Source organism: Saccharothrix texasensis (assembly GCF_003752005.1).
Lineage (GTDB): Bacteria > Actinomycetota > Actinomycetes > Mycobacteriales > Pseudonocardiaceae > Actinosynnema > Actinosynnema texasense.
The window spans coordinates 3,532,636-3,553,728 of sequence record NZ_RJKM01000001.1; the positions used below are offsets into that span (position 1 = coordinate 3,532,636).

The window sequence follows — 21,093 nt, forward strand, 5'->3', positions numbered from 1 at the left end:
CCGGTGGGGGCGAGTGAGAGGCCGGTGGGGAGGCCGGTGGGGTGAGAGGTGAGTGGTTACGGGGGTGGTTGGCGGTCAGGGGGCGGTTGGCGGGGTGGTCCAGTCGGTGGCGGCGACTTGTTCGGCCAGGTGGCGGATCTGGGTTGGGGGCAGGCCTCCCGCGAGGGCGGCGCGGAGCAGTTCCGTCAGGCGGTGGTTCGGGTTCGCCTCCTCGGCGCGGTCCAGGGCGAGGAGGGCCAGGGTGCCGTTGCCCCGGACGTAGGCGGAGAAGGCGAGCAGGGTGGCCGGTTCCGCCCGTTCCGGGACGGGGCTCGCCCGGGTCAGCTCGGTCCACAGGGCCTCGGCGCCCGAGGCGTGCTCGCCGACGCAGTAGGCCAGGGCGGAGTCCCTCGTCAACGGGTTCGACAGGGCGTGCGCCAGGTCGGCCACCTCCTCGTCGGTCAGCGGGCGTTTGCGGGTGGCCGCGCGCAGCACCTCCGCGTGGATCAGGTCGCGGTCGCGTCGGGGCACGGTCTCGTCGTCCGGCGCCGGGTCGTCGGCGGCCAGGCGGTTGAGGAGGGTGGAGCGGCGGGACAGTGCGTCCGGCGGGTCCGGGACCAGCACGGCGCTCATCGCCTCACGGCTGCCGTAGGTGACGTGGCCCTCCGCGGCCGAGGCCGCGGCGAGCGCCGAGCTCGACGGGTCCGGCACGACGCCCGAGGTGCCGACGTCGTGGTAGTCGAACCAGCGCTCGCCCTTCGCCGTCGCACGCGTCCACACCGCCAGCAGCAGCGGCACGTCGGCCTCGTGGAGGGCGTCCTCCAGCTCGTCCACCAGCGCGTCGTGCGGCAGGTCCTCGGGCGGGTCGCTCGACCCGCCGCCGATGACCACCACCACCGCGTCGTCACCCCGGCACCTGGCCAGCGGCGCGGTGAGCCGGTCGGTCACGCGGTGCGGCACGCCCGCCGGCGGCAGGTCGACGCGCAGCGTCATGGTCACGTCGTAGTCGCTCACCACCAGCACCACCACCGAGTCGGACGGGTGGAAGCCGAGCAGGTGCGGCACGGCGGCGATCAGGTCGCCCGGGTCGCGCAGGCGGGTCGAGGGAAGCAGCTTCGTCATGGGTCCGACCTTGGCCCGGGACCCCCTGGGCGCGCCGGCGGCGATCCGCGAACTGTGGACAACTCGGAAAAGGCCGCTCCCGCGGAAGGCGGGAGCGGCCGGCGACCTGCGGGAACTCAGCAGCTCGGTGCTACTTGACCGTCCGATCCTGTGTACACGTACGCGTCGGAGATGTACCCCGACCCGATCTTGTCCCACAGGTTGGTGGTGCCGTACTTGCCGGTGATCGTCTCGCCCTGCGTCTGGCAGCTGATCGTCACCGTCGCGCCGCTCGCCACCGAGCCGACGGCCGCGTACTGCGTGCCGGGGCCGGACCGGATGGTCACGGCGGCGCCGCTGTCGGTGCCGACGGTGCCGGTCACCCCGCTGGTGCCGCACGAGTTGCGGCTGGTGTAGCTGCGCGTGCCCCAGTAGTAGATCTGCGTCCCGTTGAACTTGATCTTCTGGTCGACGCCGTTGAGCCGCTGCTCGTAGTGCAGGTGCGGCCCGGTGGACCCGCCGGTTGTCCCCACGCTGCCGACCCGCTGGCCGATCCGCACGGACTGCCCGACGGACACGCTCTGCGCGGACAGGTGCGCGTACCGGGTGCGCCAGCCACCGCCGTGGTCGATCTCGACCCACCGCCCGTAGCTCGTGCTGCCCTCGTTCGCGACCCTCGTCACGCTGCCCGCCGCCGACGCGACCACCGGGTCGCCGTCGTCGTTGGCCCGGTTGAAGTCGACCGAGTTCGCGGGGCTGTGGTTGGTGCGGGTCTGGCCTTCCCACACCTGGTTGCACGGGAACGGCATCTGGAAGGTCGGCGCCGCCGCGGCCTCGCCCTGCGTGAGGACGAGGCCGATCAGCGGCGCCACCAAGGCCGTGACGAACACACGTCGGCTCATCTGCCACCTCCTTGACGACTAAGGGTGATCATCCGACCACGCCCGACCGTCTTAGTGGAAGACTTACCAGGTATTGAGTTAGTGAATTAGTTCCTAACCAACCGAACGGAGCAGCGAAGAATCGACCACTCAGCAGTTGCGGCTGGTGTAGTTGCGCGTGCCCCAGTAGAGGATCTGCGAGCCGTTGAACACGACCTTCTGCGCGACCCCGTCGAGCCGCTGCTCGAAGTGGAGGTGCGGGCCGGTCGAGCCGCCGGTCGTGCCGACGTCGCCGATGCGCTGACCCTTGGACACGGCCTGGCCGACGCTCACCCGCTGCACGGACAGGTGCGCGTACCGGGTGCGCCACCCGCCGCCGTGACCGATCTCGATCCACCGGCCGTAGCTGGTGCTCCCCTCGTTCTCCACCCGCGTCACCGTGCCCGCCGCCGACGCCACCACCGGGTCGCCGACGTCGTCGGTCCGGTTGAAGTCGACGGCGTTGGCCGGGCTGTGCGCGGTCCGGGTCTGACCAGACCAGACCTGGTTGCACGGGAACGGCATCTGGAACCCGGGCGCCGCGGCGGCCTCGCCCTGCGTGAGGGCGAGGCCGACCAGCGGCGCCACCAGTGCCGTGACCAGAGCGCGCCGGGTTCGACTCATCTGCCACCTCCTTGACGACTGTGGCGCAGATCCGACCACAACCGCACCCGCAAGTGGAAGACTTTCAAAGTAGACGCTTCGTTAAGTACTTTCTAACCAACCGATCGGCGCAACGCGGCGAGGCCCCCGACCACGGGGAGTTCCACGACCGTCGAGTTCAGGTCGACCGACAGCCCCGCGCCCGGGTCCGGCCGCAGCGTGTAGTCGTGGTCAGAAGAGATCAGCACGAACTCGACGCGGTGACCAGACGGGACCACGTAGTCGTTCGGCTCCAGCTCGACCTCGACCCGGTACTGCTTGCCCGGCTCCACCGGCTTCGTCCGCGACGGCGACACCCGGTTCTGCGGGTCGGTCCACCCCCGGGTGATCACGTGCGACGTGCCGTCCGGCGCCCGGTCCACCAGCAACGCGGTCACGTTGGCCGCCGGCCGGTCGAACGAGATCGCCAGGTCCACCCGGGCCACGCCGGAGAACCGCAGCGGCGAGGCGGTCGGCTTCGTCGTGTACGACAGCCGGTTGCCGGAACCGGGCAGGTCGATCAGGTCCTCGGCGAGCTTGGACGAGTCGTCGCGCAACGACTCGACCACGGCCCTGCCGGGCACCGGCTCGAACCGCAGCGCGCCCTTGGTCGAGCCGCCCGCCCACGGGTGCAGCCGGGCGGTCGACGTGCCGGGGGCGGGCCAGTCGGCCTCGTCCACCCACGTGGTCTTGTCCTCGCGCTGGATCGTCGCCTTGGGCTCGCGCTCGACGCCGTTGTCGACGCCGTACAGGTAGTGGCTGAACCAGCGGTTGATCGTGCGCCGCCACTCGACCGACCGCAGCGTGTCCGGGTCGGTGTGCCCGGACTGGTGCAGCCAGATCTTGTGCTCCACGCCGTGCCGCCGCAGCGCGTCGTACCACTGCGAGACGTGCTTGAGCTTCACGTTCCAGTCGCTCAACCCGTGCACGGCCAGCACCGCGGCCCGCACCTTCGACGCGTCCTTGACGTAGTTGCGCTCGTCCCAGAACTCGCTGTAGTCACCGGTCACGCGGTCCTGCCTGGCCGCCACGTCGGCGATCACCGGCTTGCAGACCTCCCGGTCCGCGCGCGTGTAGACGTACTCCGCCAGCACGTCCAGGTCCTCGCCCTGGAACGTGCCGGGCGCGACCACCGCGCCGTCGGCCCGGTAGTAGTCGTACCAGCTGGAGATGGCGGCGATGGGCACGATGGCCTCCAGGCCCTCGACCCCGGTGGCGGCGACGGCGTTGGGCAGGGTGCCGTTGTAGGACACGCCCATCATCGCGACCTTGCCGGTGCTCCAGCCCGCCGTGACCGGCGCGCCCGCCGCGTCGCGCGCGGTGGCGCGGCCGTTGAGCCAGTCGACCACGGACTTCGAGCCGACGGTCTCGTTGTGCCCGCCCGAGGTGGGGCAGCCGGTGGACTGGCCGGTGCCCAGCGACTCGGCGTAGACCATGGCGAAGCCGCGGGAGACGAAGTAGTCCTCGTAGCGCCCGGACCGGATCGGGGCCGGGTTGGGCCCGACGGCGGCGGCGATCCGCTCGTCGGCCTCCGCCTTGAGCAGCGAGCCGTCCCGCTTGTCGTACCCGCCGCGCCGGTTCGGCACGTACAGCTCCACGTCGACGTCGTGGTTGGCCACGTCGTTGCCGCCGGAGAAGTACGGGCTGTTGAAGAACACCACCGGGACCTTCAGGCCGCGGTCGGTGGCCTTCTGGCGCACCACCTCGGTGTAGACCTCGTCGTCGTGCCCGTCGCGGTCGCTGTCGACCGGCGCGCGCACCCACAGGCTCTCGCGGACCACGTCCTTCGGGTCGAAGACGGGTTGCGCCTCGCCTCCGACGAACACCGGGCCTTCCGCGACGGCGCCGGCCACCGCGGGCGTCAGCCCCAGCGGCAACGTCACCAGAGCGGCGAGCACCGCGGCTCTCCGTGCACCCTTCACGACCGAACCCCCATCATGTGTAGGACAGGTTTCGGGCTGACCATCCCTCGCGCCACAACACCTGTCAAGGGTGCCCAAAGTCCACAGTGGACAAGCCGGGAAGACCCGACGAACGGCCCCTTGACCAGCGGCGGAGACCTGTGCAGACTCGCCCGCGCCATGCGTGACTTCATCGCCGCGCTGCCCAAAGTGGAGTTGCACGTCCACCTCGTCGGGTCAGCCTCCCCCGCCACCGTCCTCACCCTCGCCCGCCGGCACCCGCAGCACGGGGTCCCGACCGACGAGGCCGACCTGCTCCGGTTCTACGAGTTCACCGACTTCGGCCACTTCATCGACGTCTACGCGGCGGTGAACGACCTGGTCACCACGGGCGACGACGTCGCCGCGCTGGTCCTGGGCCTGGCCGAGGAGCAGGCGCGGCGCAACGTCCGCTACGCCGAGGTGACCGTGAGCGCGACCAGCCACCTGCGCGCGGGCATCGCGCCGCAGGAGCTGGACGAGGCGCTCGCCACCAGCCGCGAGCAGGCGTTGGCCGAGCACGGGGTCGAGCTGGCGTGGGTGTTCGACATCCCCGGCCTCTGGGACCGCGACTTCGGCCTGACCAGCGCGCGGTACGCCGTCACCCACCGCCCGCCGGGCACCGTCGGCTTCGGGCTCGGCGGGTTCGAGGCGGACGCGCCGCGGCGGGCGTTCCGGGAGGCGTTCGCCGTCGCCCGGGACGCGGGCCTGCACTGCGTGCCCCACGCGGGCGAGACCACCGGCCCCGACCAGGTCCGCGAAGCCCTGGACGAGCTGCACGCCGAGCGGATCGGCCACGGCGTCAACGCGGCGGCCGACCCGGAGCTGCTGCGCCGGCTGGCCGCCGAGCGGATCACCCTGGAGGTCTGCCCCACGTCGAACCTGCGCACGGGCGCCGTCAAGGACATCGCGGAGCACCCGCTGCCGACGCTGCTCGACGCGGGCGTGCCGGTCACCCTGGCCACGGACGACCCCGGCATGTTCCACACCGACCTGGACCGCGAGTACCTGCTGTGCCACGAGGCGTTCGGCCTCGGCCGGGGTGAGCTCGCGGAGCTGGCCCGCACCGGGGTGCGGGCCAGCTTCGCGTCCGAGGGCCTCAAACGGTCGCTGCTGGCCGAGATCGACGCGCTCGATCGCTGACCCCGCTCGCCACCGCCACCCCGAGACCGGCCAACGCCAGCGCCGCGCCCACCCAGTTGGGCGCGGTGTAGCCGTACCCGGCGTCGATCGCCGCGCCGCCCAGCCACGCGCCCGCCGCGTTGCCGAGGTTGAACGCGGCGATGTTCGCCGCCGACGCCAGCGCGGGCGCGCCCGACGCCTGCTCCAACACCCTCGCCTGCAAGGGCGCCACGGTCGCGAACCCGAACACGCCGAACACCGCGATCGTGATCGCCGCCGGCACGGCCCACTGGGCGGTGAACGCGAACACCACCAGCACCACCACGAGCGCGCCCAGGAACGCGTACAGACTGGGCATCAGGCGGCGGTCCGCCGCCCGCCCGCCGACCACGTTCCCCACGAACAGCCCGACCCCGAACAGCACCAGCAGCCACGTCACCGCGCCCGGCGAGAACCCGGCCACCTCCGTCATCATCGGCGCGACGTAGGTGAACGACGCGAACACCGCGCCGAACCCGAGCGCCGTCGTCACCAGCGCGAGCCACACCCCCGGTCGCCGGAACACCGCCAGCTCGCCGCGCAGCCCGGTCGACGCGGGCTGCGGCGGCACCAGCGCGACGATCCCCACCAGCCCGGCCACGCCCAGCGCGGTCACCGCCCAGAACGTCGACCGCCAGCCGAGCTCCTGGCCCAGCGCCGTGCCCGCCGGCACGCCCAGCACGTTCGCGGCGGTCAGGCCGGTGAACATCATCGCGATCGCCCGCGCCCGCCGGTCCGGCGCGACCAACCCGGCCGCCACCACGGACCCGACACCGAAGAACGCGCCGTGGCACAGCGCGGCGACGACCCGGCCCACCATCAGCAACGCGTAGTCGTCGGCCACCGCGCACACCAGGTTGCCGAGGATGAACAGCGCCATCAGGCCGACCAGCAGCTGCTTGCGCGGCAGCCGCGACCCGCCCGCGGTGATCAGCGGCGCGCCGACCACGACGCTCAGCGCGTACCCGGAGACCAAGAGCCCGGCGGACGGGATCGACACCCCCAGATCGCCCGCCACCTGCGGCAGCAGGCCGACGATCACGAACTCCGTGGTGCCGATGCCGAACGCCCCGACGGCCAGCGCGAGCAGCGCGGGCGGCATCACCGGGCACCGAGCCAGGTGCGCAGCTCGCCCAGCAGCACGCGGTACTCGTCGAGCACCCCGTCCATCAGCAGGAACGGGTGGATCGTGCCCTCGAACTCCCGCAGCCGCACCGGCACGCCGGCCGCCGCCAACCGGGCCGCGTACCGCTCGCCGTCGTCGCGCACGGGGTCGTGCCCGGCGATGGCCACGAACGCGGGCGGCAGCCCGCCCACCTCCGGTGCCCGCAACGGCGCGGCGAGGCCGGAGACCGGGGACGACCCGAGGTACTGCTCCCAGAACCACCGCATCGTCCCGGTCGACAGCGCGAAACCCGTCGCGTGATCCACGTAGGACCGGGTGGTGAAGTCGACGTCCAGCGCCGGCGCCACCAACACCTGGAACGCCAGGTCGAGCGTCCCGCGGGCCTTGAGCGCCACGGCGGCGGCGAGGTTGCCGCCCGCGCTGTCGCCCATGACCCCGATCCTCGTCGGGTCGACGTCCACCGACGCCGCGTGCTCGAACAGCCACGCCGTGGCCGCGTAGGAGTCGTCCAGCGGCACGGGGAACGGGTGCTCCGGCGCCTTCTGGTAGTTCACCGCGAACACCGCGTGCCCGGTGGCGACGGCCAGCGCGCGCAACGCCACGTCGTAGACGTCGAGGTTGCACGTCACCCAGCCGCTGCCGTGCAGGAACGCGATCGCCGGGAACGGCCCGTCGCCCTCCGGGTAGTAGATGCGCGCGGGCAGGTCGGCCGTCGGGCCGGGCACGAAGAGGTGCGCGACGCGTGCCACCGGCTCCGGTGGGCCCTGGAACGCCAGGAACCCCCACTGCGCCTGGCGCGCCTCGAAGACGGTCAGCTCCTCCAGCGCGGGCGCGCCCGCGAGCTTCGCCAGCACCGCTTGGGCCTGTTCGGTCAATGCCATGGACCGATCATCGGATGACCAGCATGGATAAGTCCAAGGCATGTTCTTTCTCGCAGGCATAAGCTCTGGTCATGACGCTGCGGCAGTTCGAGTACCTGATCACGGTCGTGGACGAGGGCTCCTTCACCCGCGCCGCCGAGCTGCTGCACGTCACCCAGCCCGCCCTCTCCCACCAGATCCTGGCCTTGGAACGGGCCGTGGGCGCCCGGCTGCTCGACCGACTCCCCCGCGCCGTCCGCCTCACGCCCGCCGGTCGCGCCTGGCTGCCCCACGCCCGTGCCGCCCTGGGCGAGGCGGAGCGCGCGCTCACCGCCGCACGGCGCACGGCTGGCGTGGAGTGCGGCGAACTGCGCGTGGCCACGCTCTACTCGCTCACCCTGGGCGTCCTGCCGCCCGTGCTGCGGCGTTGGCGGGCCGAGCACCCCGACGTCCGCATCCGCCTGTTCGAGCACCGCCACGCCGACGAGCTGCGGGACGCGATGGCCGACGGGCAGGCCGACCTCGCCCTCGGCCCCGAGCCGGCGAACTGGGCCGGCTTCCGGCAGCGGCTCGGCGTGGAGGAGTTCGTGATCGTGCTGCCGCCCGACACGCACCACCGCGAGCCGATCGACCTGCGCGAGCTCGCCGACGTCGGGTGGGTGCACTACGCGCCGGGCAACGGCCTGGCGGACCTGGTCGACGCGGCGTGCGCGGCCCGCGGCTTCCAACCGGGGGCGGCCGTGCGCACCGAGCAGACCGCGGCGGCGCCGGTGCTGGCCGCGTCGGGGCTGGGGCCCGCGCTCGTGCCCCGCAACATCGTGCCGGAGAGGTTCGACGGCGCGGTCCTGCGCACCGACCCGCCGGTGCGGCGGACGCTGGTCGCGTACGGCCACCGGACACCCGACCCGCTCGCCTCGGCCTTCGTGACCTTGCTCGCCGGGGCAGGATGGGACGCATGAGGCTGGTCATCCTGGGCGGCGGCGGCTTCCGCGTGCCGCTCGTGCACAAGGTCCTGGACGGGCACATCACCGAACTCGTGCTGCACGACGTGGACGCGCACCGGTTGGCCGCGATCCGGCACGTGCTGCGCGACGGCCCGCCGGTCACCGCCACCACGGACCTGGACGAGGCGCTGCGCGGCGCGGACTTCGTGTTCTCCGCGATCCGGGTCGGCGGCCTGGCCGGGCGCGCGATCGACGAGGAGGTGGCGCACGCGCACGGCGTCCTCGGGCAGGAGACGGTCGGCGCGGGCGGCATCGCGTACGGCCTGCGCACCGTGCCGGTGGCCGACCGGATCGCCCGGCGCGTCGCCGAGCTCGCGCCGCGGGCGTGGGTCGTCAACTTCACCAACCCGGCCGGGCTGGTCACCGAGACGATGGCCCGCCACCTGGGCGACCGCGTCATCGGCATCTGCGACTCGCCGCTGGGCCTGTGCCGGCGGGTGGCGAAGGCGCTCGGCGTCGAGGACCCGGCGTTCGACTACGCGGGCCTGAACCACCTCGGCTGGTTGCAGGGCGTCCACCTGGGCACGGAGAACCTGCTGCCCACCCTGCTGGCCGACGACGAGGCCCTAACGGGTTTCGAGGAAGGCCGGATGTTCGGCGCGGAGTGGCTGCGAGCGTTGGGCGTGATCCCCAACGAATACCTGCACTACTACTACTCGACGCGTGAGGCGATGGGCGACAGCCGCGGCGCTTTCCTGCTCGACCAGCAACGACGCTTCTACGACGGCGAGGTGGACTGGGAGACCACGCGGCTGGAACGCGAAGCGACGTACATGGCCCAGGAGCGCGAACGCGACAGCCTCGAAAGCGGCGGCTACGAGCACGTGGCCATGGCGCTCATGCGCGCCATCGCGGACAACGAGACCGCCACGCTGATCCTGAACGTGCCCAACAACTCCACGCTGTCCACACTGGACGACGAGGCGATCGTCGAGGTGCCGTGCGAGGTGGACGCCGCGGGCGCGCGTCCGCTGCCGGTGAGCCCGCTGCCCGACCACGCGGCCGGTCTCGTCACGTCGGTCAAGGCCGTCGACCGGCTGATCATGGAGGGCACGCGCCCCGCCGCGCTCAAGGCGTTCGCCCTGCACCCGCTGGTCGACTCCCTGGCCACCGCCAAGAGCCTGCTGGACACCTACGTCCGGCGGCACCCGGAGCTGGCCTACCTGAGCTGAGCCCGGCCCAGCGAGTCCGAGCGGCGGGTCGTCTCCGGCAGCCGCGTCACGCACAGCCGCAGCACCTCGGCGCACGCCCGGTCGAGGTCGATGCGGTGACCGACGGACACGAACACCGGCTTCACCCCTTCCCGCGTCCGCAGCGCCCGCCCGACGACCTCACCGTCGTCCACGAGGTCGGTGTGCGCGCCGCGCGCGTCGGCCGGCATGTCGAAGCGGCCCATCGGCGTCTTGGCCACGCCCACGCTCGGCAGGCCGGTCACCACCCCGAGGTGGCAGGCCAGCCCGAACCGCCGGGGGTGCGCGAGCCCCTGCCCGTCGCACACCAGCAGGTCCGGCGGCACGGTCAGCCGCTCCAGCGCCCGCAGCAACGACGGCAGCTCCCGGAACGCGAACAGCCCCGGCACGTACGGGAAGTCCGCCTTGCCCGTCACCACGGCGGAGTCCACGGTCCGCAACGTCTCCGCGTCCAGCACCACGACCGCCGCCGCCAACCGGTCGTCGTCGGCGTAGGACACGTCGAGCCCGGCGACGTGCCGCACCACCAGCCCGGGATCGGTCACCGTCGACACCGACGGCCGCAGGCGTTCCTGCTCGGCGACCGCCTCCTCGGGGGTCACGGGTGCCGCACCGAGGCGCGGTGCGCCGCCAGCAGGTCCTCGCCGAAGTCCCCGGCCCGCCGTCGCCACACCGAGTGCGCGTGGTTGGCGTCGTTGTCCGTGTTGTCGTACTCGATCAACAAGTCCGGCCCCTGGATCCGGTAGTAGTGCCCCTCACCGCGCTTCTCCGATCCCTCCCACGAGAAGTGCAGCCGGTCCGGCTCCAGCGCGTCGAACTCCTCGTCGGCCAGGTCACCGGTCAGCCGGTCCAAGTAGTACCGCACCAGCCCGACGAGCAGCCCGCGCGAGGACCGGTCCAGCTGCGCGGGCGTGACGCCGACGGGGTCGAGGTCGCCGATCCGCCGCACGTTGCCGGTCTTCAGGTCCGGCGGCGGCGTGCCGGAGACCACCGCCAGGCCCCGGGCCGTGCGGCCCATCCGGTCCAGCAGCTCCCGCGCCAGCTCCTCCTCCAGCCGCAGCGGTTCGAGCACCGCGCGGCCCCGGTACGCGATGCGGGCGGGGTGCGCGCCCAGGAAGAACGGCGTCGCCGACACCCGCCCGTCGGCCACGACCACGCTCACCGACAGGTGGTGCCCCTCGACCCGCCAACCCCACGGCTCGTCACCGGGTTCGCCGAGCAGCACGGTCCAGTAGTCGCCCTGGTGCCGGTCGCGGGCGCCGCCCTCGCGGTCGTCCAGCACGTCCTCCAGCGCCATGATCGCGGCGGTCTGCGCGTAGGCGTGCGGGCTGAGCACGCACGACAGCAGCCGGTGCACGGCTTTGCGCTGGTCACGAGTCAGCTCGTGGTAGACGACACCCGGCCGCGGACCCGGCGTGTAAGCCCACCGGGTGCGCAGGTCGTCGTCGGCCACGTCCCGCACCGCCGCCGTCCGCTGCCCGTCGTCGAGCAGGTCGAGGAAGCCCCGGGTGGCTTCGGCGATCTCGTGCAGCATCCCCCGAACTTAGCCGCCCACCCGTCGTGGAGCAGCAGGCGCGTGACGGGCGTCGACGACCAGCAGGACGGCACGGGCCAGGAGCGGGTTGGCCGCGGCGAACGCCACCGCGACGGCGAACGCCGGGTCCAGGCTGCCGAAGTCGCGCAGCAGGTGCTCGTCGAACGGCCGGAACATCGCCACCCAGAGGTGACCGGGCGAAGGAACCTCATGCCCCTCTGACGACGGAAGCGGCCGAGGTGTGACAGGACCGGTGTCCCGCTGCATGCTGGCGCGATGTGGAATAGCGACTTGCTCGACCTGGACGCGTACCTCGACCGCGTGGGCTTCACCCCCGACCCCGCGGCCGACCGGGCGACCACGCTGCGCGGCCTGCACCGCGCCCACCTGGCGGCCATCAGCTTCGAGAACGCCGACGTGCGCGACGGCGTGCCGATCGCGCTGGACGTGCCGTCGTTGCAGGACAAGCTGGTGGCACGGCGGCGCGGCGGGTACTGCTTCGAGCAGAACCTGCTGTTCGCCGCCGTGCTCGACCGGCTCGGCCACGAGGTCACCGGCCTCGCGGGCCGCGTGCTGCTCGGCCGCACCGGCGACATCCCGCGCACGCACGCCGTGCTGCGGGTGGACCGGCGCTGGCTGGTCGACGTCGGTTTCGGCGGCGGCGGGCTGCTGGAACCGCTGCCGCTGGTCGCCGACCAGCCCACCCGGCAGGGCGACTGGACGTTCCGGCTCGACCACGCCGACGGCGTGTGGACGCTGCGGTCGTTCCAGGCCGGCGCCTGGTTCCCGTTGTACGACTTCACCGAGGACCCGCGGACGCCCGCCGACTACGGGATCCTCAACTACTACACGTCCACGCACCCGGCGTCCTCGTTCGTCGGCCCGCTGCTGGCGCAGCGCACCGACGAACGCGCCCGCCACAACCTCAAGGACCTGGAGCTGACCGAGACGCGCCCGGACGGCTCCGTCGTCAAGCGCATCCTGACACCCGAGGAGCGCGCGACCGTGCTGCGCGAGGAGTTCGGGCTGGAGCTGCCCGACCGCGCTACGGCCAGGGCTTGAGCTCGGGCGCCTCGCCGGTGATCGGACCGGCCGGCTCGCGGCCCGCCAGCCACGCGGTCAGGTCGGTGAGCGAGCCGGTCAGGGTGACGTCCTCGCCCTCGCCGATGGTCCACTGGCGTTCCGGCGCCCGGAGGGTGAGCCGGACGCCCTCGGGCACGCGCGCGGACAGGAAGTCGACGGCGTGCTCGCAGAACTCGGGCGACCAGGTGACGGGGCCGAGGTCGAGGTCGCGCAGGTGGATCTCGACCTCGCGCCACACCGCGTACGCGGTGCCGGTGAGCGTGCCGTCGCGGTAGAAGACGGGGGCGTCCCAGTCGCGGACGTTCCCCCAGGCCTCGGCGAGCCGGGCGACGGCGGCGGCGATCGCGGCCCGGTGCTCCGCCGCGGACCGCCCGGCGTCGGCCTCGATCGCGGCGTCGCGCGCGGGCCTGCCGCCGGGGTAGACCTCCACCTTCGTGCCCTCGTGCTCGGCCTGACCGGCGAGCGCGGCGGTGCCGTTGGCCAGGTGGGCCAGCACGTGGCCGCGCGTCCAGCCGGGCAGCGCGGACGGCTGCGACACCTGCTCGTCGGTGAGGTCCTCGATCACCGCGGCCAGCCTGCGGTGGCCGTCCAGCGCCCGCTCCTGGATCGTCACACATCCCCCTAATGGTTGTTCGACTCAAGTGCGTTAGGGAACCTATCACTAGACTCACCGGGGTGGCACTGGCGCTGGAGTTCGCGGGCACGGTCCGGCACGACGGGCACGGCGGGCTCGCGGACGACCTGGCCACGCAGGAGGGCTTCACGGCGTGGACCGGGGTGCGGGCGGACGAGGCGCTGCGGCAGCGGGCGGTCGAGCTGCGCTGGGCCGTGCGGTCGTTGTTCGCGCGCGCGGCACAGGCCCACGAACGCCTGGACGCACCTCACTTGATGGACGTCGAGCGCGCGCTGCGCATCGTCAACGAGGCCGCCGCACGGGTGCCGCGGGCAGCGCGGTTGGAGTGGGACGAGCAGCCCCGGCTGCGCTACGTGGACGCGGCCGACGACGGCGACCGCCTGCTGGCGACGCTGGCGACGGCGGCGATCGAGTTCCTGGCCGGCGGCACGCGGGCCGACCTGCGCGCCTGCCCCGGGCCCCGGTGCGTCCGGTACTTCGTCAAGGCCCACCCCCGGCAGGAGTGGTGCAAGCCGTCGTGCGGCAACCGGGCGCGGGTCAGCCGGCACTACCACCGCGGGCGCGACAGCTGACCGCGCGGGCGCCCGGAGGCGCCCGCGCGGCCGTCCGCTAGCCCTGCGAGATGTACGCGGTCAACTGGTCGTGGTCTTCCTGCAACTGGCTGATCCGGCTCTTCACCACGTCGCCGATGCTGACGATGCCGACCAGCTCGCCGCCGTCGACCACCGGCACGTGCCGGATGCGCCGCTCGGTCATCAGCACCGTGAGGCTGTCGACCGAATCGCGCGGCGTGCAGGTGAGCACCTCGCTGGTCATGATCTCCGCCACCGGCGCGGCCAACAGCTCGCCGCCCCGGTCGTGCAGCTTCCGCACGACGTCGCGCTCCGACACGATCCCGGCGATGCCCTCGGGCCCGAGCACGACCATCGCGCCCACGTTGTGCTCGGCCAGCGCGGCGACGAGGTCCGCCACCGACGCTCTCGACTCGACCGTGGCCACGGCCGAGCCCTTGTTGCGCAACACGTCAGCGATCCTCATGGGCGCCTCCCGATCTCCGCCAGACCCGGTTGCTACCCAGCTCAGGCTAGTTCGCCGGGCAAGTGATCGGCAGGTCACGCGCCCGAAGAGAGCACTACCCCGTCAGCTCGTCTTCGGCCGTGCGGTGGTCGGGGCACCCGCGGCGCCAAGGCACTCCGCCAGGTGGACCAACGGCCGCGACCGTGCGACACCATCCACAGTGGACGACTCCGGGCGGCGCACCGACCTCGACAGCACGACCGCCCGACCAGCTCCGGAGGCTGGTCGGGCGGTCGCGTGCCGGTCGCTCAGCCGCCGCTCGTGCGCCGGAACACGCGCCGGCCGACGAACGTGTTCTGGTGCGGCCGGCCCGGGTTCTTGTTCACGCCGTCGTTCTTCTGGGCGTGACCGCGGCGGGCCGCGCGGTTGAGCGGGACCTCGGTCTGCTCCGGCTCGTCCTGCTCGCCGTCCTCGACCTGGGGAACGTCCTGATCGGTCATGTCTGCCTCCTGGGTGTGGCGAAGTCGCTGGTCAGCGACGCCGCATGGCGTACTGGCGCGGGGTGGCGACAGCTCGGCCGCCGCCGAAGCGCGGTTGCGCCGCGCCCGACGAGCGTGCGCCGCGGCGTGCGGCGCGGTTGGTCGGCTGGTCGTCGTGTGGTGGTTCGTTGCGCATGGTGGGCATGCGTTCGCCTCCTCGATGTCCGAGGCGTGCAAAAGAGTACGACCCGTGGTTCGACAGGGTCGCGAGAAGAGCCGCTGGGGCCACCAGGAGAAGGGCGCGGCACGGCCCGAGGCCGGTGCGGGCGCTGGAGGAAGAAGTCCTCAGAGGTAGATCTGGAAGAACATGGTCGTGACGTTAGCGCGCTTCACGCCCCGACGCCAATCGTTTTACCGGCGGTCGACGCCCCCGCCCGCCGCGACCACGCCACGGCGGGCGTCATCGCCAGCGCGGCGGCCAGGAACAGCACGCCGAGCACGAGCCAGCCGACCACTCCCCCGCCCAGCACCAGCGTGGTGAGCAGCAACGGGCCCACGGTGCGCGCGACCGCCGTGCCGGTGCCGTAGAATCCCTGGTACTGGCCCTGCTTGTCGGCCGGAGCGAGGCCGAAGCCGATCTCCCACGAACCCGCGCCGTGCAGCATCTCGCCCACCACCTGGACGCCCGCCGCGACCACGAGCGCCACCACCGCCACCCAGTCCGGCACACCCGCGGCCAACGAGAACACGACGCACGACGCGAGCAGCAGCACCCCGCCGCGCCGCACCGACCGCGCCGCCGTGCGCAGATCGGTGACCCCGCGCGCCAGCCGCACCTGCCCGAGCACCACCGCGCCCGTGTTGAGCACGAAGAGCAGCCCGACCACCCACTTCGGCGCGGAGGTGCGTTCGACGACCCACAGCGGCACGACCAGGCTCAGCATCGGCATGTAGAGCAGGAGGACCGAGTTCAGCAACGCCACCACCGCGTACGGCCGGTCCCGGAGCACGCCGAGCCGTCCCGTCCGGGCGACCGCCGCCACCTCCGGCACCGCCCGCAGCACCACCGCCGCGACCACGAACCCGACCGCGTCCACCGCGAACACCGCCAGGTACGCCGCCGGCGTGTCCACGTGCAGCGCCACCCCGCCGAGCCCCGCGCCCACCGCCAGCCCGCCGTTGACCGCGGACTGCAGCACGGCCCGCACCCGCGTCCGCTGCCGCGGCCCGACGAGCCCCGCCAGCAACGCCTGCCGAGCGGCGGCCAACCCGCACTGGCCGCACGCGTAGACGCACGCGGCCACCAGGAAGGCCCAGAACGAGCGGACCACCAGGAACGACCCCAACGCCGCCGCCGTGCCGACCGCCAACCCGACCGCGACCCGACGTGGCCCGACCCGGTCGGCGACGTGCCCGAACCCCACCCCGGCCACCGCCCCGACCGCCCAGGCCACGGTCAACGCCACCCCGACCAGGGTCGGCGACAAGCCGACGACCCGGGTGAAGTACAGCGCGGAGCACACGTAGAACGCCCCGTCGCCGACCGAGTTGGCCACCTGCGCGACCGCGAGCACCTTCGTCGTCCCCATGGACGCCACGCTAGGTCCCCGATTGGCCCAACCCAAGAGCCAACTCCGGGCCGATGCGCTGGGCCAATCAGTCGTGGCTCTCCACGATCGACACGACCTCGCCGTCGATCACCGTGCCGTCCACGACCGCCGGGGGTTCTTCGCGCTCGGTGAAGAAGCGGGCGGCGAAGGCGCCCACGGCGCGGGTCGTGACGGCGTCGAACGTGCCGCCGATGACACCGCCCACCAGCGGCACGCCCTTGGCCAGGGTCACGGTCGCCTTGCTGGTGCCGTACTTCGCCAGGAGGGTGAAGCCGACGCGCTTGTTGACCTCGCGGATCAGCTGGGCCGGGATGCGCTCGATCAGGTTCATGGTGAGCCTGGAGCCCACCTTGATGCCCGCCTTCTTCAGCAGCTCGGTCCCCGCGTTGCCCAGCAGGCACACCAGGATCGCGGTCTGCACCTCGTCGCTGTCCAGGTCGTGCCCGTGCACGGCGGCGATCGACGCGATCAGGTGCGTCTGCACGAGGTAGGACGCCGTCAGGTTCGCGGGCAGCGTGACGGGCAGCGTGATCAGGCCGCCGACGTTCGTGGCGAAACCCTGCACGCCCGCCGCCGCCACGTGCGTCCGGATCAGGTGCTTGATCGCCTCCTCCGGCGTCAGCCCCTTGTCCAGGGCCTCCACCGCCATCTGCCGCGCGCCCTTGAACGGCCCGAAGCCGTTGATCCCCACCCTGAGCAGGTGGTCCACGGCGTTCTGCTGCACCTTGGTGATCGCACCCGGTTCGTCCACCATGCCCCCGAGGTTACGCGGCGCGTGATCGGGTAGCCGAGGCCGATGGACATGTCTTCGTTGGGAGAGCTGGTCAGGCACCGCGGCCCGTTCGCGTCGGTCTACCTGGACGCCTCGCACGACACCGAGGACGCGGCCGAGGCCATGGAGCTCCGCTGGCGCGGGGTGCGCGAGGAACTGGCCGGGCAGGGCGCGGACGACGCCACGCTGGACGTGATGCAGGAGGCGGTGCTGACGCCGGTGCCGGGCAAGCCCGGCCGGGCGCTCGTCGCGGCGCGCGGCAGGCTGCTGCTGGACCGGGTGCTGCCGCGCCCGCCCGCCGTGGAGACCACGCGCTGGTCGGACCGGCCGCACCTGCTGCCGCTGGCGACCTGGACGGAACCCGCCGTGCCGCACGTCGTCGTCATGGTCGACCGGGCGGGCGCCGACCTGCACGGGTACGACGGGCGCGGTGAGCGGGCGGGCGAGGTGCCCGGTGACGGGCACCCGCCGCACGAGGTCCCCCGCGGCGGGTGGTCGCACCGGCGGCTGCGGAAGGCCGCGGAGGACACCGCCGGGCGCGACGCGGCGAGGCTGGCCGCCGAGGTCGACCGGCTGGTGACGGACCTGGACGCCCGGCTGCTGGTCCTGGGTGGCGAGGTCGGGGCGCGGGCCGACGTGCGCGAGGAGCTGAGCCCGCGGTGCCGCGACGTGCTGATCGAGGTGGGGGGCGCGTCGCCGGCCGAGGGCGCGGACGACGCCGCGTTCGACCACGCCGTGCGGTCGCTGGTGGCCCAGTACCAGTCCGACCTGGACAACGACGTGGTGGAGGAGTTCACCGCCGAGGCGGGTGATCCGCACGGTCGCGCGGTGCAGGGCCTGGCGCCCGTGGTCGAGGCGTTGCGGGAGGCGAAGGTGGCCGCGCTGCTGCTGTCGGACCCGGCGCTCGGCGACCGCACCGTGTGGTCGGGCGACGACCCGGCGCAGCTCGCGCTGCGGGAGCAGGACCTGCGCGGCCTCGGTGTCGAGCACGTCGGCGAGCGGCGGGCCGACGAGGCGCTGGGCACCGCCGCCGCGGTGACCGGCGCCCAGGTGGTCTTCACCGACGCCGCCGGGCTGCGGGAGGGCGTGGGCGCGCTACTGCGCCACTAGCCCGTGCTCCAGGTAGAGGGTCACGCCGCGCTCCCGCGCGTCGAGCGCGGCGGACACCCGCCTGGCCAGCCGCGGGATCAGCGCGTCCGGCACCTCGGCGGGCGTGATGTAGCGGTGGCTGCGCAGCTCGGAGGCCTGCAGCCGGATGGTGGCGTCGCCGAGCGAGCCGCCGTCGAAGATGAACAGGACCCGGTCCTGCCCGGCGGACGGCGCCCAGTCGGCGACGAGCAGCGGGCCCGGCTCCACGGCCAGGCCCAGCTCCTCCAGCACCTCCCGGGCGCACGCCTCGCGCGGCGTCTCGCCCGGCTCGACCACGCCGCCCGGGATCTCCCAGTGGTCCTTGTAGGTCGGTTCGACCACGAGGACGCGGCCGAGCGCGTCGAGGAACAACGCGCCGGACGCCGCGAGCGCGGACACGCTCAGACCGCCGCCGCGACGACGTCCTCGGCCGGGTTCTTCTCCAGCACGACGACCTTCTTGTCACGCCGGCTGCGCTTCTCCAGGTACGTCGCCAGCCACGTCAGCAGCAGGCACATGGAGATGTAGACCGCGGCCACGACGATCGTGACGGGCACCAGCGGCCGGCCGAACTGGAACTGGCTGCCGATGTCGCGGGCGAAGTCCAGCAGCTCGTCGTAGGTGATCAGGAAGCCGAGCGCGGTGTCCTTGAGCAGCACGACCAGCTGGCTGATGATCGCCGGCAGCATCGCCCGCACGGCCTGCGGCAGCAGCACGTGCCGCATCACCTGCGTCTTGCGCATGCCCACCGCGTAGGCCGCCTCGCGCTGCCCGCGCGGCAGCGACAGCACGCCCGCGCGGAACACCTCGGCCAGCACCGAGCCGTTGTAGAGCGTCAGGCCGAGCACCACCGAGTAGAGCGGCGAACCGAGGGACACGCCATAGTGGAAGACGAAGATCAGCACGACCAGCGGCACCGCGCGGAACAGCTCGACGACCACCATCGAGGGCACGCGGACGACCTTGTGGTCGGAGAGCTGACCGGCCGCGAAGATCGCGCCGAAGAGCAGGGCGAACACCGCGCCGAGGCCGAACGCCTTGAGCGTGTTCAGCAGCGCGTCGATCAGGGTCAGCTGGATGTTCTTGTACTCGAGCCAGGACCACTTCCGGCCTTCGAACTGGCCGCTCTCGGCGAACCGGTAGATCACGAAGCCGATGGCCGCGACCAGCACGAGGGTGCCGATCACCGCGTAGAGGCGGTGGCGCAGCCGGGCCCGGGGCCCGGGGACGTCGAACAGGACCGAGCTCATCGGGCGATGCTCCACCGCTTCTCAAGGCTGCGTTGCAGCAGGGTCATGGGGATCACGAGCACCACGAAGAACACGGCGACCCAGAGCAGGCCGATCAGCTGGTTCTCGCCGCGCTCCGCGAGGTTGGCGCTGATGGCGCCCGCCTGGAACACCGAGAAGCCCGCCGCGATGGTGGTGTTCTTCAGCAGGGCGATCATCGTGCTCATCATCGGCGGCACGACCGCGCGGGTGGCCTGCGGCAGCACCACGGACCCGAGCATCTGGCCGAACGTGAGACCCAGCGCCCGCGAGGCCTCCGCCTGGCCGACCGGGACGGTGTTGATGCCGGCCCGCACGACCTCGCACACGAACGCCGCCGTGTAGAGGGTCAGCGCGAAGAGGGCGGCGGTGTAGAAGAAGTCGGCCGCCGAACCGCCGAACGTGTCCGCGGTCACGATTCCGAGCGCCGGGAACGCGAGGGCGAAGAAGAAGAACACGAGGGTGAGCGGGGTGTTGCGGACGATCGTCACGTAGGCGGTGCCCATGGCTCGCATCACGGGGACCGGCGCGACCCGCAGCATCGCCAGGATCGTCCCCAACACCAGCGACCCGACCGCGGAGATCAGGAACAGCTCAACGGTGTTGAGGAACCCGGGCCCGTACAGGTCGAGGTTGTCGAGCAGGACGTCCATCGGCTTCCTCGGCTAGGTGGGTGTGGTGCGGCCGGTCGCCGGAACACCGACGACCGGCCGCGGAGAAGTGATCAGTAGCGTTCGAGCACGGGCTTGTCGGCCGAAGAGCCCGACTGGCCCAGGGTGGCGTCGTAGGCCGCCTGCCAGGCGCCGCCGTTGATGGCCTCTTCGAGGATGTCGTTGACCTTGTCGCGCAGGGCCTTGTCCTCCTTGGGGAGGCCGATGCCGTACGGCTCGTTCGAGAAGGTCTTGCCGACGACCTTCAGCGTGGTCGGCGACTGCGAGGCGTAGCCCTTCAGGATCGCGTCGTCGGTGGTGACGGCGTCCACCGCGCCCTGCTCCAGCTGCTCGACGCACAGCGAGTAGGTCTGGAGCTCGACGATGTTCTCCGGCTCGGTCAGGCCCTCGGACTTGACCTTCTGGATCGGCGTGGAGCCGGTCACCGAGCAGACCTTCTTGCCCTTGAGCGCGTCCTTGCCGGTGATCGAGGTGTCGTCCTTCTTCACCAGCAGGTCCTGCCCGGCGGTGAAGTACGGGCCGGCGAACGCGACCTGCTCCTTGCGCTTGGCGTTGATCGTGTAGGTGCCGACGTAGTAGTCCACGTCACCGTTGATCAGCGCCTGCTCGCGGCCGGCCGACGGGATAGCCTTGTAGTCGATCTTGTCGTCGCCGTAGCCGAGCTTGGCGGCGACCAGCTTCGCGATCTCGATGTCGAAGCCGGTGAACTTGCCGCTGGTCGGGTCCTTGTAACCCAGACCGGGCTGGTCCTCCTTGACGCCGACGATGACCCGGCCCCGGGACTTGATCTTGTCGAAGGTCGGCGAGCCCTCGACCTTCACGTCGGCGGCGACCTGCTGGGAGGGGGCCGTGCCCGTGTCGCCGGCGCCACCCTCCTTGCCGCATGCGGTCAGGGCGAGGCCGCCGGCCAGCAGCGCCACCGCAAGGGTGCGAACCCTCATCGTCCGTCTCCTGCTCTTCTTCGGTAGTGCGGC

At 72.5% G+C, this 21,093-nt stretch carries 25 protein-coding genes; 6 read left to right on the plus strand and 19 right to left on the minus strand.

What is annotated here, in order from left to right:
• Window positions 1-75 precede the first annotated feature (75 nt).
• The 4 genes from EDD40_RS14385 to EDD40_RS14400 form a co-directional block, all read right to left on the minus strand.
• On the minus strand, window positions 76-1,101 hold the full coding sequence (locus EDD40_RS14385; RefSeq protein ID WP_123743356.1) for a DUF4192 domain-containing protein: 1,026 nt from the start codon (window positions 1,099-1,101) through the stop codon (window positions 76-78).
• A 116-nt stretch (window positions 1,102-1,217) separates the two neighbouring features.
• Entirely contained in the window at window positions 1,218-1,982 is a 765-nt protein-coding gene (locus EDD40_RS14390) for a M23 family metallopeptidase (RefSeq protein WP_123743357.1), read from the minus strand.
• 129 nt (window positions 1,983-2,111) lie between these two features.
• The gene (locus EDD40_RS14395) at window positions 2,112-2,624 is read right to left on the minus strand and encodes a M23 family metallopeptidase (protein ID WP_123743358.1); all 513 of its coding nucleotides are present in this window, start codon (window positions 2,622-2,624) and stop codon (window positions 2,112-2,114) included.
• 92 nt (window positions 2,625-2,716) lie between these two features.
• Complete coding sequence (locus EDD40_RS14400) at window positions 2,717-4,564, minus strand: Xaa-Pro dipeptidyl-peptidase (protein WP_123743359.1); 1,848 nt, start codon at window positions 4,562-4,564, stop codon at window positions 2,717-2,719.
• Between the two features lie 159 nt (window positions 4,565-4,723).
• Between EDD40_RS14400 and add the strand changes: the two genes are divergently transcribed.
• Complete coding sequence (gene add, locus EDD40_RS14405) at window positions 4,724-5,725, plus strand: adenosine deaminase (protein WP_123743360.1); 1,002 nt, start codon at window positions 4,724-4,726, stop codon at window positions 5,723-5,725.
• On the opposite strand, the gene EDD40_RS14410 is transcribed toward add, so the two are convergent.
• The gene (locus EDD40_RS14410; protein ID WP_123748017.1) at window positions 5,682-6,845 is read right to left on the minus strand and encodes an MFS transporter; all 1,164 of its coding nucleotides are present in this window, start codon (window positions 6,843-6,845) and stop codon (window positions 5,682-5,684) included. The two genes, add and EDD40_RS14410, sit on opposite strands and share 44 nt — an antisense overlap.
• Complete coding sequence (locus tag EDD40_RS14415; protein ID WP_170185075.1) at window positions 6,845-7,750, minus strand: alpha/beta hydrolase; 906 nt, start codon at window positions 7,748-7,750, stop codon at window positions 6,845-6,847. The genes EDD40_RS14410 and EDD40_RS14415 overlap by 1 nt, the downstream gene beginning before the upstream one ends.
• Before the next feature lie 71 nt (window positions 7,751-7,821).
• Here EDD40_RS14415 and EDD40_RS14420 point away from each other — a divergent pair, with 71 nt between their 5' ends.
• Both EDD40_RS14420 and EDD40_RS14425 read left to right on the plus strand, forming a co-directional pair.
• Window positions 7,822-8,688 (plus strand): LysR family transcriptional regulator, encoded by an 867-nt coding sequence (locus EDD40_RS14420; RefSeq protein ID WP_123743362.1) that lies wholly within the window; start codon window positions 7,822-7,824, stop codon window positions 8,686-8,688.
• On the plus strand, window positions 8,685-9,905 hold the full coding sequence (locus EDD40_RS14425; RefSeq protein WP_123743363.1) for a family 4 glycosyl hydrolase: 1,221 nt from the start codon (window positions 8,685-8,687) through the stop codon (window positions 9,903-9,905). The genes EDD40_RS14420 and EDD40_RS14425 overlap by 4 nt, the downstream gene beginning before the upstream one ends.
• Here the strand turns inward: EDD40_RS14425 and EDD40_RS14430 are convergent.
• From EDD40_RS14430 to EDD40_RS41700, 3 genes are read right to left on the minus strand one after another with little or no spacing between them, the layout of a single operon-like run.
• Window positions 9,893-10,525 (minus strand): endonuclease V, encoded by a 633-nt coding sequence (locus EDD40_RS14430; protein ID WP_123743364.1) that lies wholly within the window; start codon window positions 10,523-10,525, stop codon window positions 9,893-9,895. The two genes, EDD40_RS14425 and EDD40_RS14430, sit on opposite strands and share 13 nt — an antisense overlap.
• Window positions 10,522-11,457, minus strand: coding sequence for a DUF3500 domain-containing protein (locus EDD40_RS14435; RefSeq protein ID WP_123743365.1), 936 nt, complete (start codon window positions 11,455-11,457; stop codon window positions 10,522-10,524). The genes EDD40_RS14430 and EDD40_RS14435 overlap by 4 nt, the downstream gene beginning before the upstream one ends.
• Window positions 11,458-11,466: 9 nt before the next feature.
• On the minus strand, window positions 11,467-11,634 hold the full coding sequence (locus EDD40_RS41700; RefSeq protein ID WP_170185076.1) for a hypothetical protein: 168 nt from the start codon (window positions 11,632-11,634) through the stop codon (window positions 11,467-11,469).
• Window positions 11,635-11,733: 99 nt separating this feature from the next.
• Here EDD40_RS41700 and EDD40_RS14440 point away from each other — a divergent pair, with 99 nt between their 5' ends.
• Complete coding sequence (locus EDD40_RS14440; RefSeq protein WP_123743366.1) at window positions 11,734-12,519, plus strand: arylamine N-acetyltransferase family protein; 786 nt, start codon at window positions 11,734-11,736, stop codon at window positions 12,517-12,519.
• On the opposite strand, the gene EDD40_RS14445 is transcribed toward EDD40_RS14440, so the two are convergent.
• Window positions 12,503-13,153, minus strand: coding sequence for a maleylpyruvate isomerase family mycothiol-dependent enzyme (locus tag EDD40_RS14445; RefSeq protein WP_123743367.1), 651 nt, complete (start codon window positions 13,151-13,153; stop codon window positions 12,503-12,505). The genes EDD40_RS14440 and EDD40_RS14445 overlap by 17 nt on opposite strands.
• 62 nt (window positions 13,154-13,215) lie before the next feature.
• On the opposite strand from EDD40_RS14445, the gene EDD40_RS14450 reads away from it, so the two are divergent.
• Entirely contained in the window at window positions 13,216-13,746 is a 531-nt protein-coding gene (locus tag EDD40_RS14450) for a CGNR zinc finger domain-containing protein (RefSeq protein ID WP_211348173.1), read from the plus strand.
• Window positions 13,747-13,783: 37 nt separating this feature from the next.
• Here the strand turns inward: EDD40_RS14450 and EDD40_RS14455 are convergent, their stop codons facing one another.
• From EDD40_RS14455 to EDD40_RS14470, 5 genes are all read right to left on the minus strand, one after another.
• Window positions 13,784-14,212: a CBS domain-containing protein gene (locus EDD40_RS14455; RefSeq protein WP_123743369.1), complete on the minus strand. Its 429-nt coding sequence runs from the start codon at window positions 14,210-14,212 to the stop codon at window positions 13,784-13,786.
• Between the two features lie 287 nt (window positions 14,213-14,499).
• A complete protein-coding gene (locus EDD40_RS14460) occupies window positions 14,500-14,691 on the minus strand; it encodes a hypothetical protein (protein WP_123743370.1) in 192 nt (63 codons plus the stop codon).
• A gap of 31 nt (window positions 14,692-14,722) precedes the next feature.
• On the minus strand, window positions 14,723-14,875 hold the full coding sequence (locus EDD40_RS41705) for a hypothetical protein (protein WP_170185077.1): 153 nt from the start codon (window positions 14,873-14,875) through the stop codon (window positions 14,723-14,725).
• A gap of 184 nt (window positions 14,876-15,059) precedes the next feature.
• Window positions 15,060-16,259, minus strand: coding sequence for an MFS transporter (locus tag EDD40_RS14465; protein WP_123748018.1), 1,200 nt, complete (start codon window positions 16,257-16,259; stop codon window positions 15,060-15,062).
• Window positions 16,260-16,326: 67 nt separating this feature from the next.
• Window positions 16,327-17,034, minus strand: coding sequence for an EcsC family protein (locus EDD40_RS14470; protein ID WP_123743371.1), 708 nt, complete (start codon window positions 17,032-17,034; stop codon window positions 16,327-16,329).
• 48 nt (window positions 17,035-17,082) lie between these two features.
• Here EDD40_RS14470 and EDD40_RS14475 point away from each other — a divergent pair, with 48 nt between their 5' ends.
• Window positions 17,083-18,162, plus strand: coding sequence for an Rv2629 family ribosome hibernation factor (locus EDD40_RS14475; RefSeq protein WP_148088801.1), 1,080 nt, complete (start codon window positions 17,083-17,085; stop codon window positions 18,160-18,162).
• Here EDD40_RS14475 and EDD40_RS14480 read toward each other — a convergent pair.
• The 4 genes from EDD40_RS14480 to EDD40_RS14495 form a co-directional block, all read right to left on the minus strand.
• Window positions 18,148-18,579, minus strand: coding sequence for an NUDIX domain-containing protein (locus EDD40_RS14480; RefSeq protein WP_246037661.1), 432 nt, complete (start codon window positions 18,577-18,579; stop codon window positions 18,148-18,150). The genes EDD40_RS14475 and EDD40_RS14480 overlap by 15 nt on opposite strands.
• Window positions 18,580-18,581: 2 nt before the next feature.
• Window positions 18,582-19,430, minus strand: coding sequence for an amino acid ABC transporter permease (locus tag EDD40_RS14485; protein WP_123743374.1), 849 nt, complete (start codon window positions 19,428-19,430; stop codon window positions 18,582-18,584).
• The gene (locus EDD40_RS14490; protein WP_123743375.1) at window positions 19,427-20,101 is read right to left on the minus strand and encodes an amino acid ABC transporter permease; all 675 of its coding nucleotides are present in this window, start codon (window positions 20,099-20,101) and stop codon (window positions 19,427-19,429) included. Before EDD40_RS14490 ends, EDD40_RS14485 begins: the two co-directional genes overlap by 4 nt.
• Window positions 20,102-20,172: 71 nt before the next feature.
• Entirely contained in the window at window positions 20,173-21,060 is an 888-nt protein-coding gene (locus EDD40_RS14495; RefSeq protein ID WP_123743376.1) for a glutamate ABC transporter substrate-binding protein, read from the minus strand.
• Between the last annotated feature and the right edge of the window lie 33 nt (window positions 21,061-21,093).

Excerpts from the sequence above, each read along its gene's own strand:
- EDD40_RS14385 (WP_123743356.1), bottom strand. The coding sequence starts at position 1,101 with ATGACGAAGCTGCTTCCCTCGACCCGCCTGCGCGACCCGGGCGACCTG.
- EDD40_RS14390 (WP_123743357.1), bottom strand. The coding sequence starts at position 1,982 with ATGAGCCGACGTGTGTTCGTCACGGCCTTGGTGGCGCCGCTGATCGGC.
- EDD40_RS14395 (WP_123743358.1), bottom strand. The coding sequence starts at position 2,624 with ATGAGTCGAACCCGGCGCGCTCTGGTCACGGCACTGGTGGCGCCGCTG.
- add (WP_123743360.1), top strand. The coding sequence starts at position 4,724 with ATGCGTGACTTCATCGCCGCGCTGCCCAAAGTGGAGTTGCACGTCCAC.
- EDD40_RS14410 (WP_123748017.1), bottom strand. The coding sequence starts at position 6,845 with ATGCCGCCCGCGCTGCTCGCGCTGGCCGTCGGGGCGTTCGGCATCGGC.
- EDD40_RS14415 (WP_170185075.1), bottom strand. The coding sequence starts at position 7,750 with ATGGCATTGACCGAACAGGCCCAAGCGGTGCTGGCGAAGCTCGCGGGC.
- EDD40_RS14420 (WP_123743362.1), top strand. The coding sequence starts at position 7,822 with ATGACGCTGCGGCAGTTCGAGTACCTGATCACGGTCGTGGACGAGGGC.
- EDD40_RS14425 (WP_123743363.1), top strand. The coding sequence starts at position 8,685 with ATGAGGCTGGTCATCCTGGGCGGCGGCGGCTTCCGCGTGCCGCTCGTG.
- EDD40_RS14435 (WP_123743365.1), bottom strand. The coding sequence starts at position 11,457 with ATGCTGCACGAGATCGCCGAAGCCACCCGGGGCTTCCTCGACCTGCTC.
- EDD40_RS41700 (WP_170185076.1), bottom strand. The coding sequence starts at position 11,634 with ATGTTCCGGCCGTTCGACGAGCACCTGCTGCGCGACTTCGGCAGCCTG.
- EDD40_RS14440 (WP_123743366.1), top strand. The coding sequence starts at position 11,734 with ATGTGGAATAGCGACTTGCTCGACCTGGACGCGTACCTCGACCGCGTG.
- EDD40_RS14455 (WP_123743369.1), bottom strand. The coding sequence starts at position 14,212 with ATGAGGATCGCTGACGTGTTGCGCAACAAGGGCTCGGCCGTGGCCACG.
- EDD40_RS14460 (WP_123743370.1), bottom strand. The coding sequence starts at position 14,691 with ATGACCGATCAGGACGTTCCCCAGGTCGAGGACGGCGAGCAGGACGAG.
- EDD40_RS41705 (WP_170185077.1), bottom strand. The coding sequence starts at position 14,875 with ATGCCCACCATGCGCAACGAACCACCACACGACGACCAGCCGACCAAC.
- EDD40_RS14465 (WP_123748018.1), bottom strand. The coding sequence starts at position 16,259 with ATGGGGACGACGAAGGTGCTCGCGGTCGCGCAGGTGGCCAACTCGGTC.
- EDD40_RS14470 (WP_123743371.1), bottom strand. The coding sequence starts at position 17,034 with ATGGTGGACGAACCGGGTGCGATCACCAAGGTGCAGCAGAACGCCGTG.
- EDD40_RS14475 (WP_148088801.1), top strand. The coding sequence starts at position 17,083 with ATGTCTTCGTTGGGAGAGCTGGTCAGGCACCGCGGCCCGTTCGCGTCG.
- EDD40_RS14485 (WP_123743374.1), bottom strand. The coding sequence starts at position 19,430 with ATGAGCTCGGTCCTGTTCGACGTCCCCGGGCCCCGGGCCCGGCTGCGC.
- EDD40_RS14490 (WP_123743375.1), bottom strand. The coding sequence starts at position 20,101 with ATGGACGTCCTGCTCGACAACCTCGACCTGTACGGGCCCGGGTTCCTC.
- EDD40_RS14495 (WP_123743376.1), bottom strand. The coding sequence starts at position 21,060 with ATGAGGGTTCGCACCCTTGCGGTGGCGCTGCTGGCCGGCGGCCTCGCC.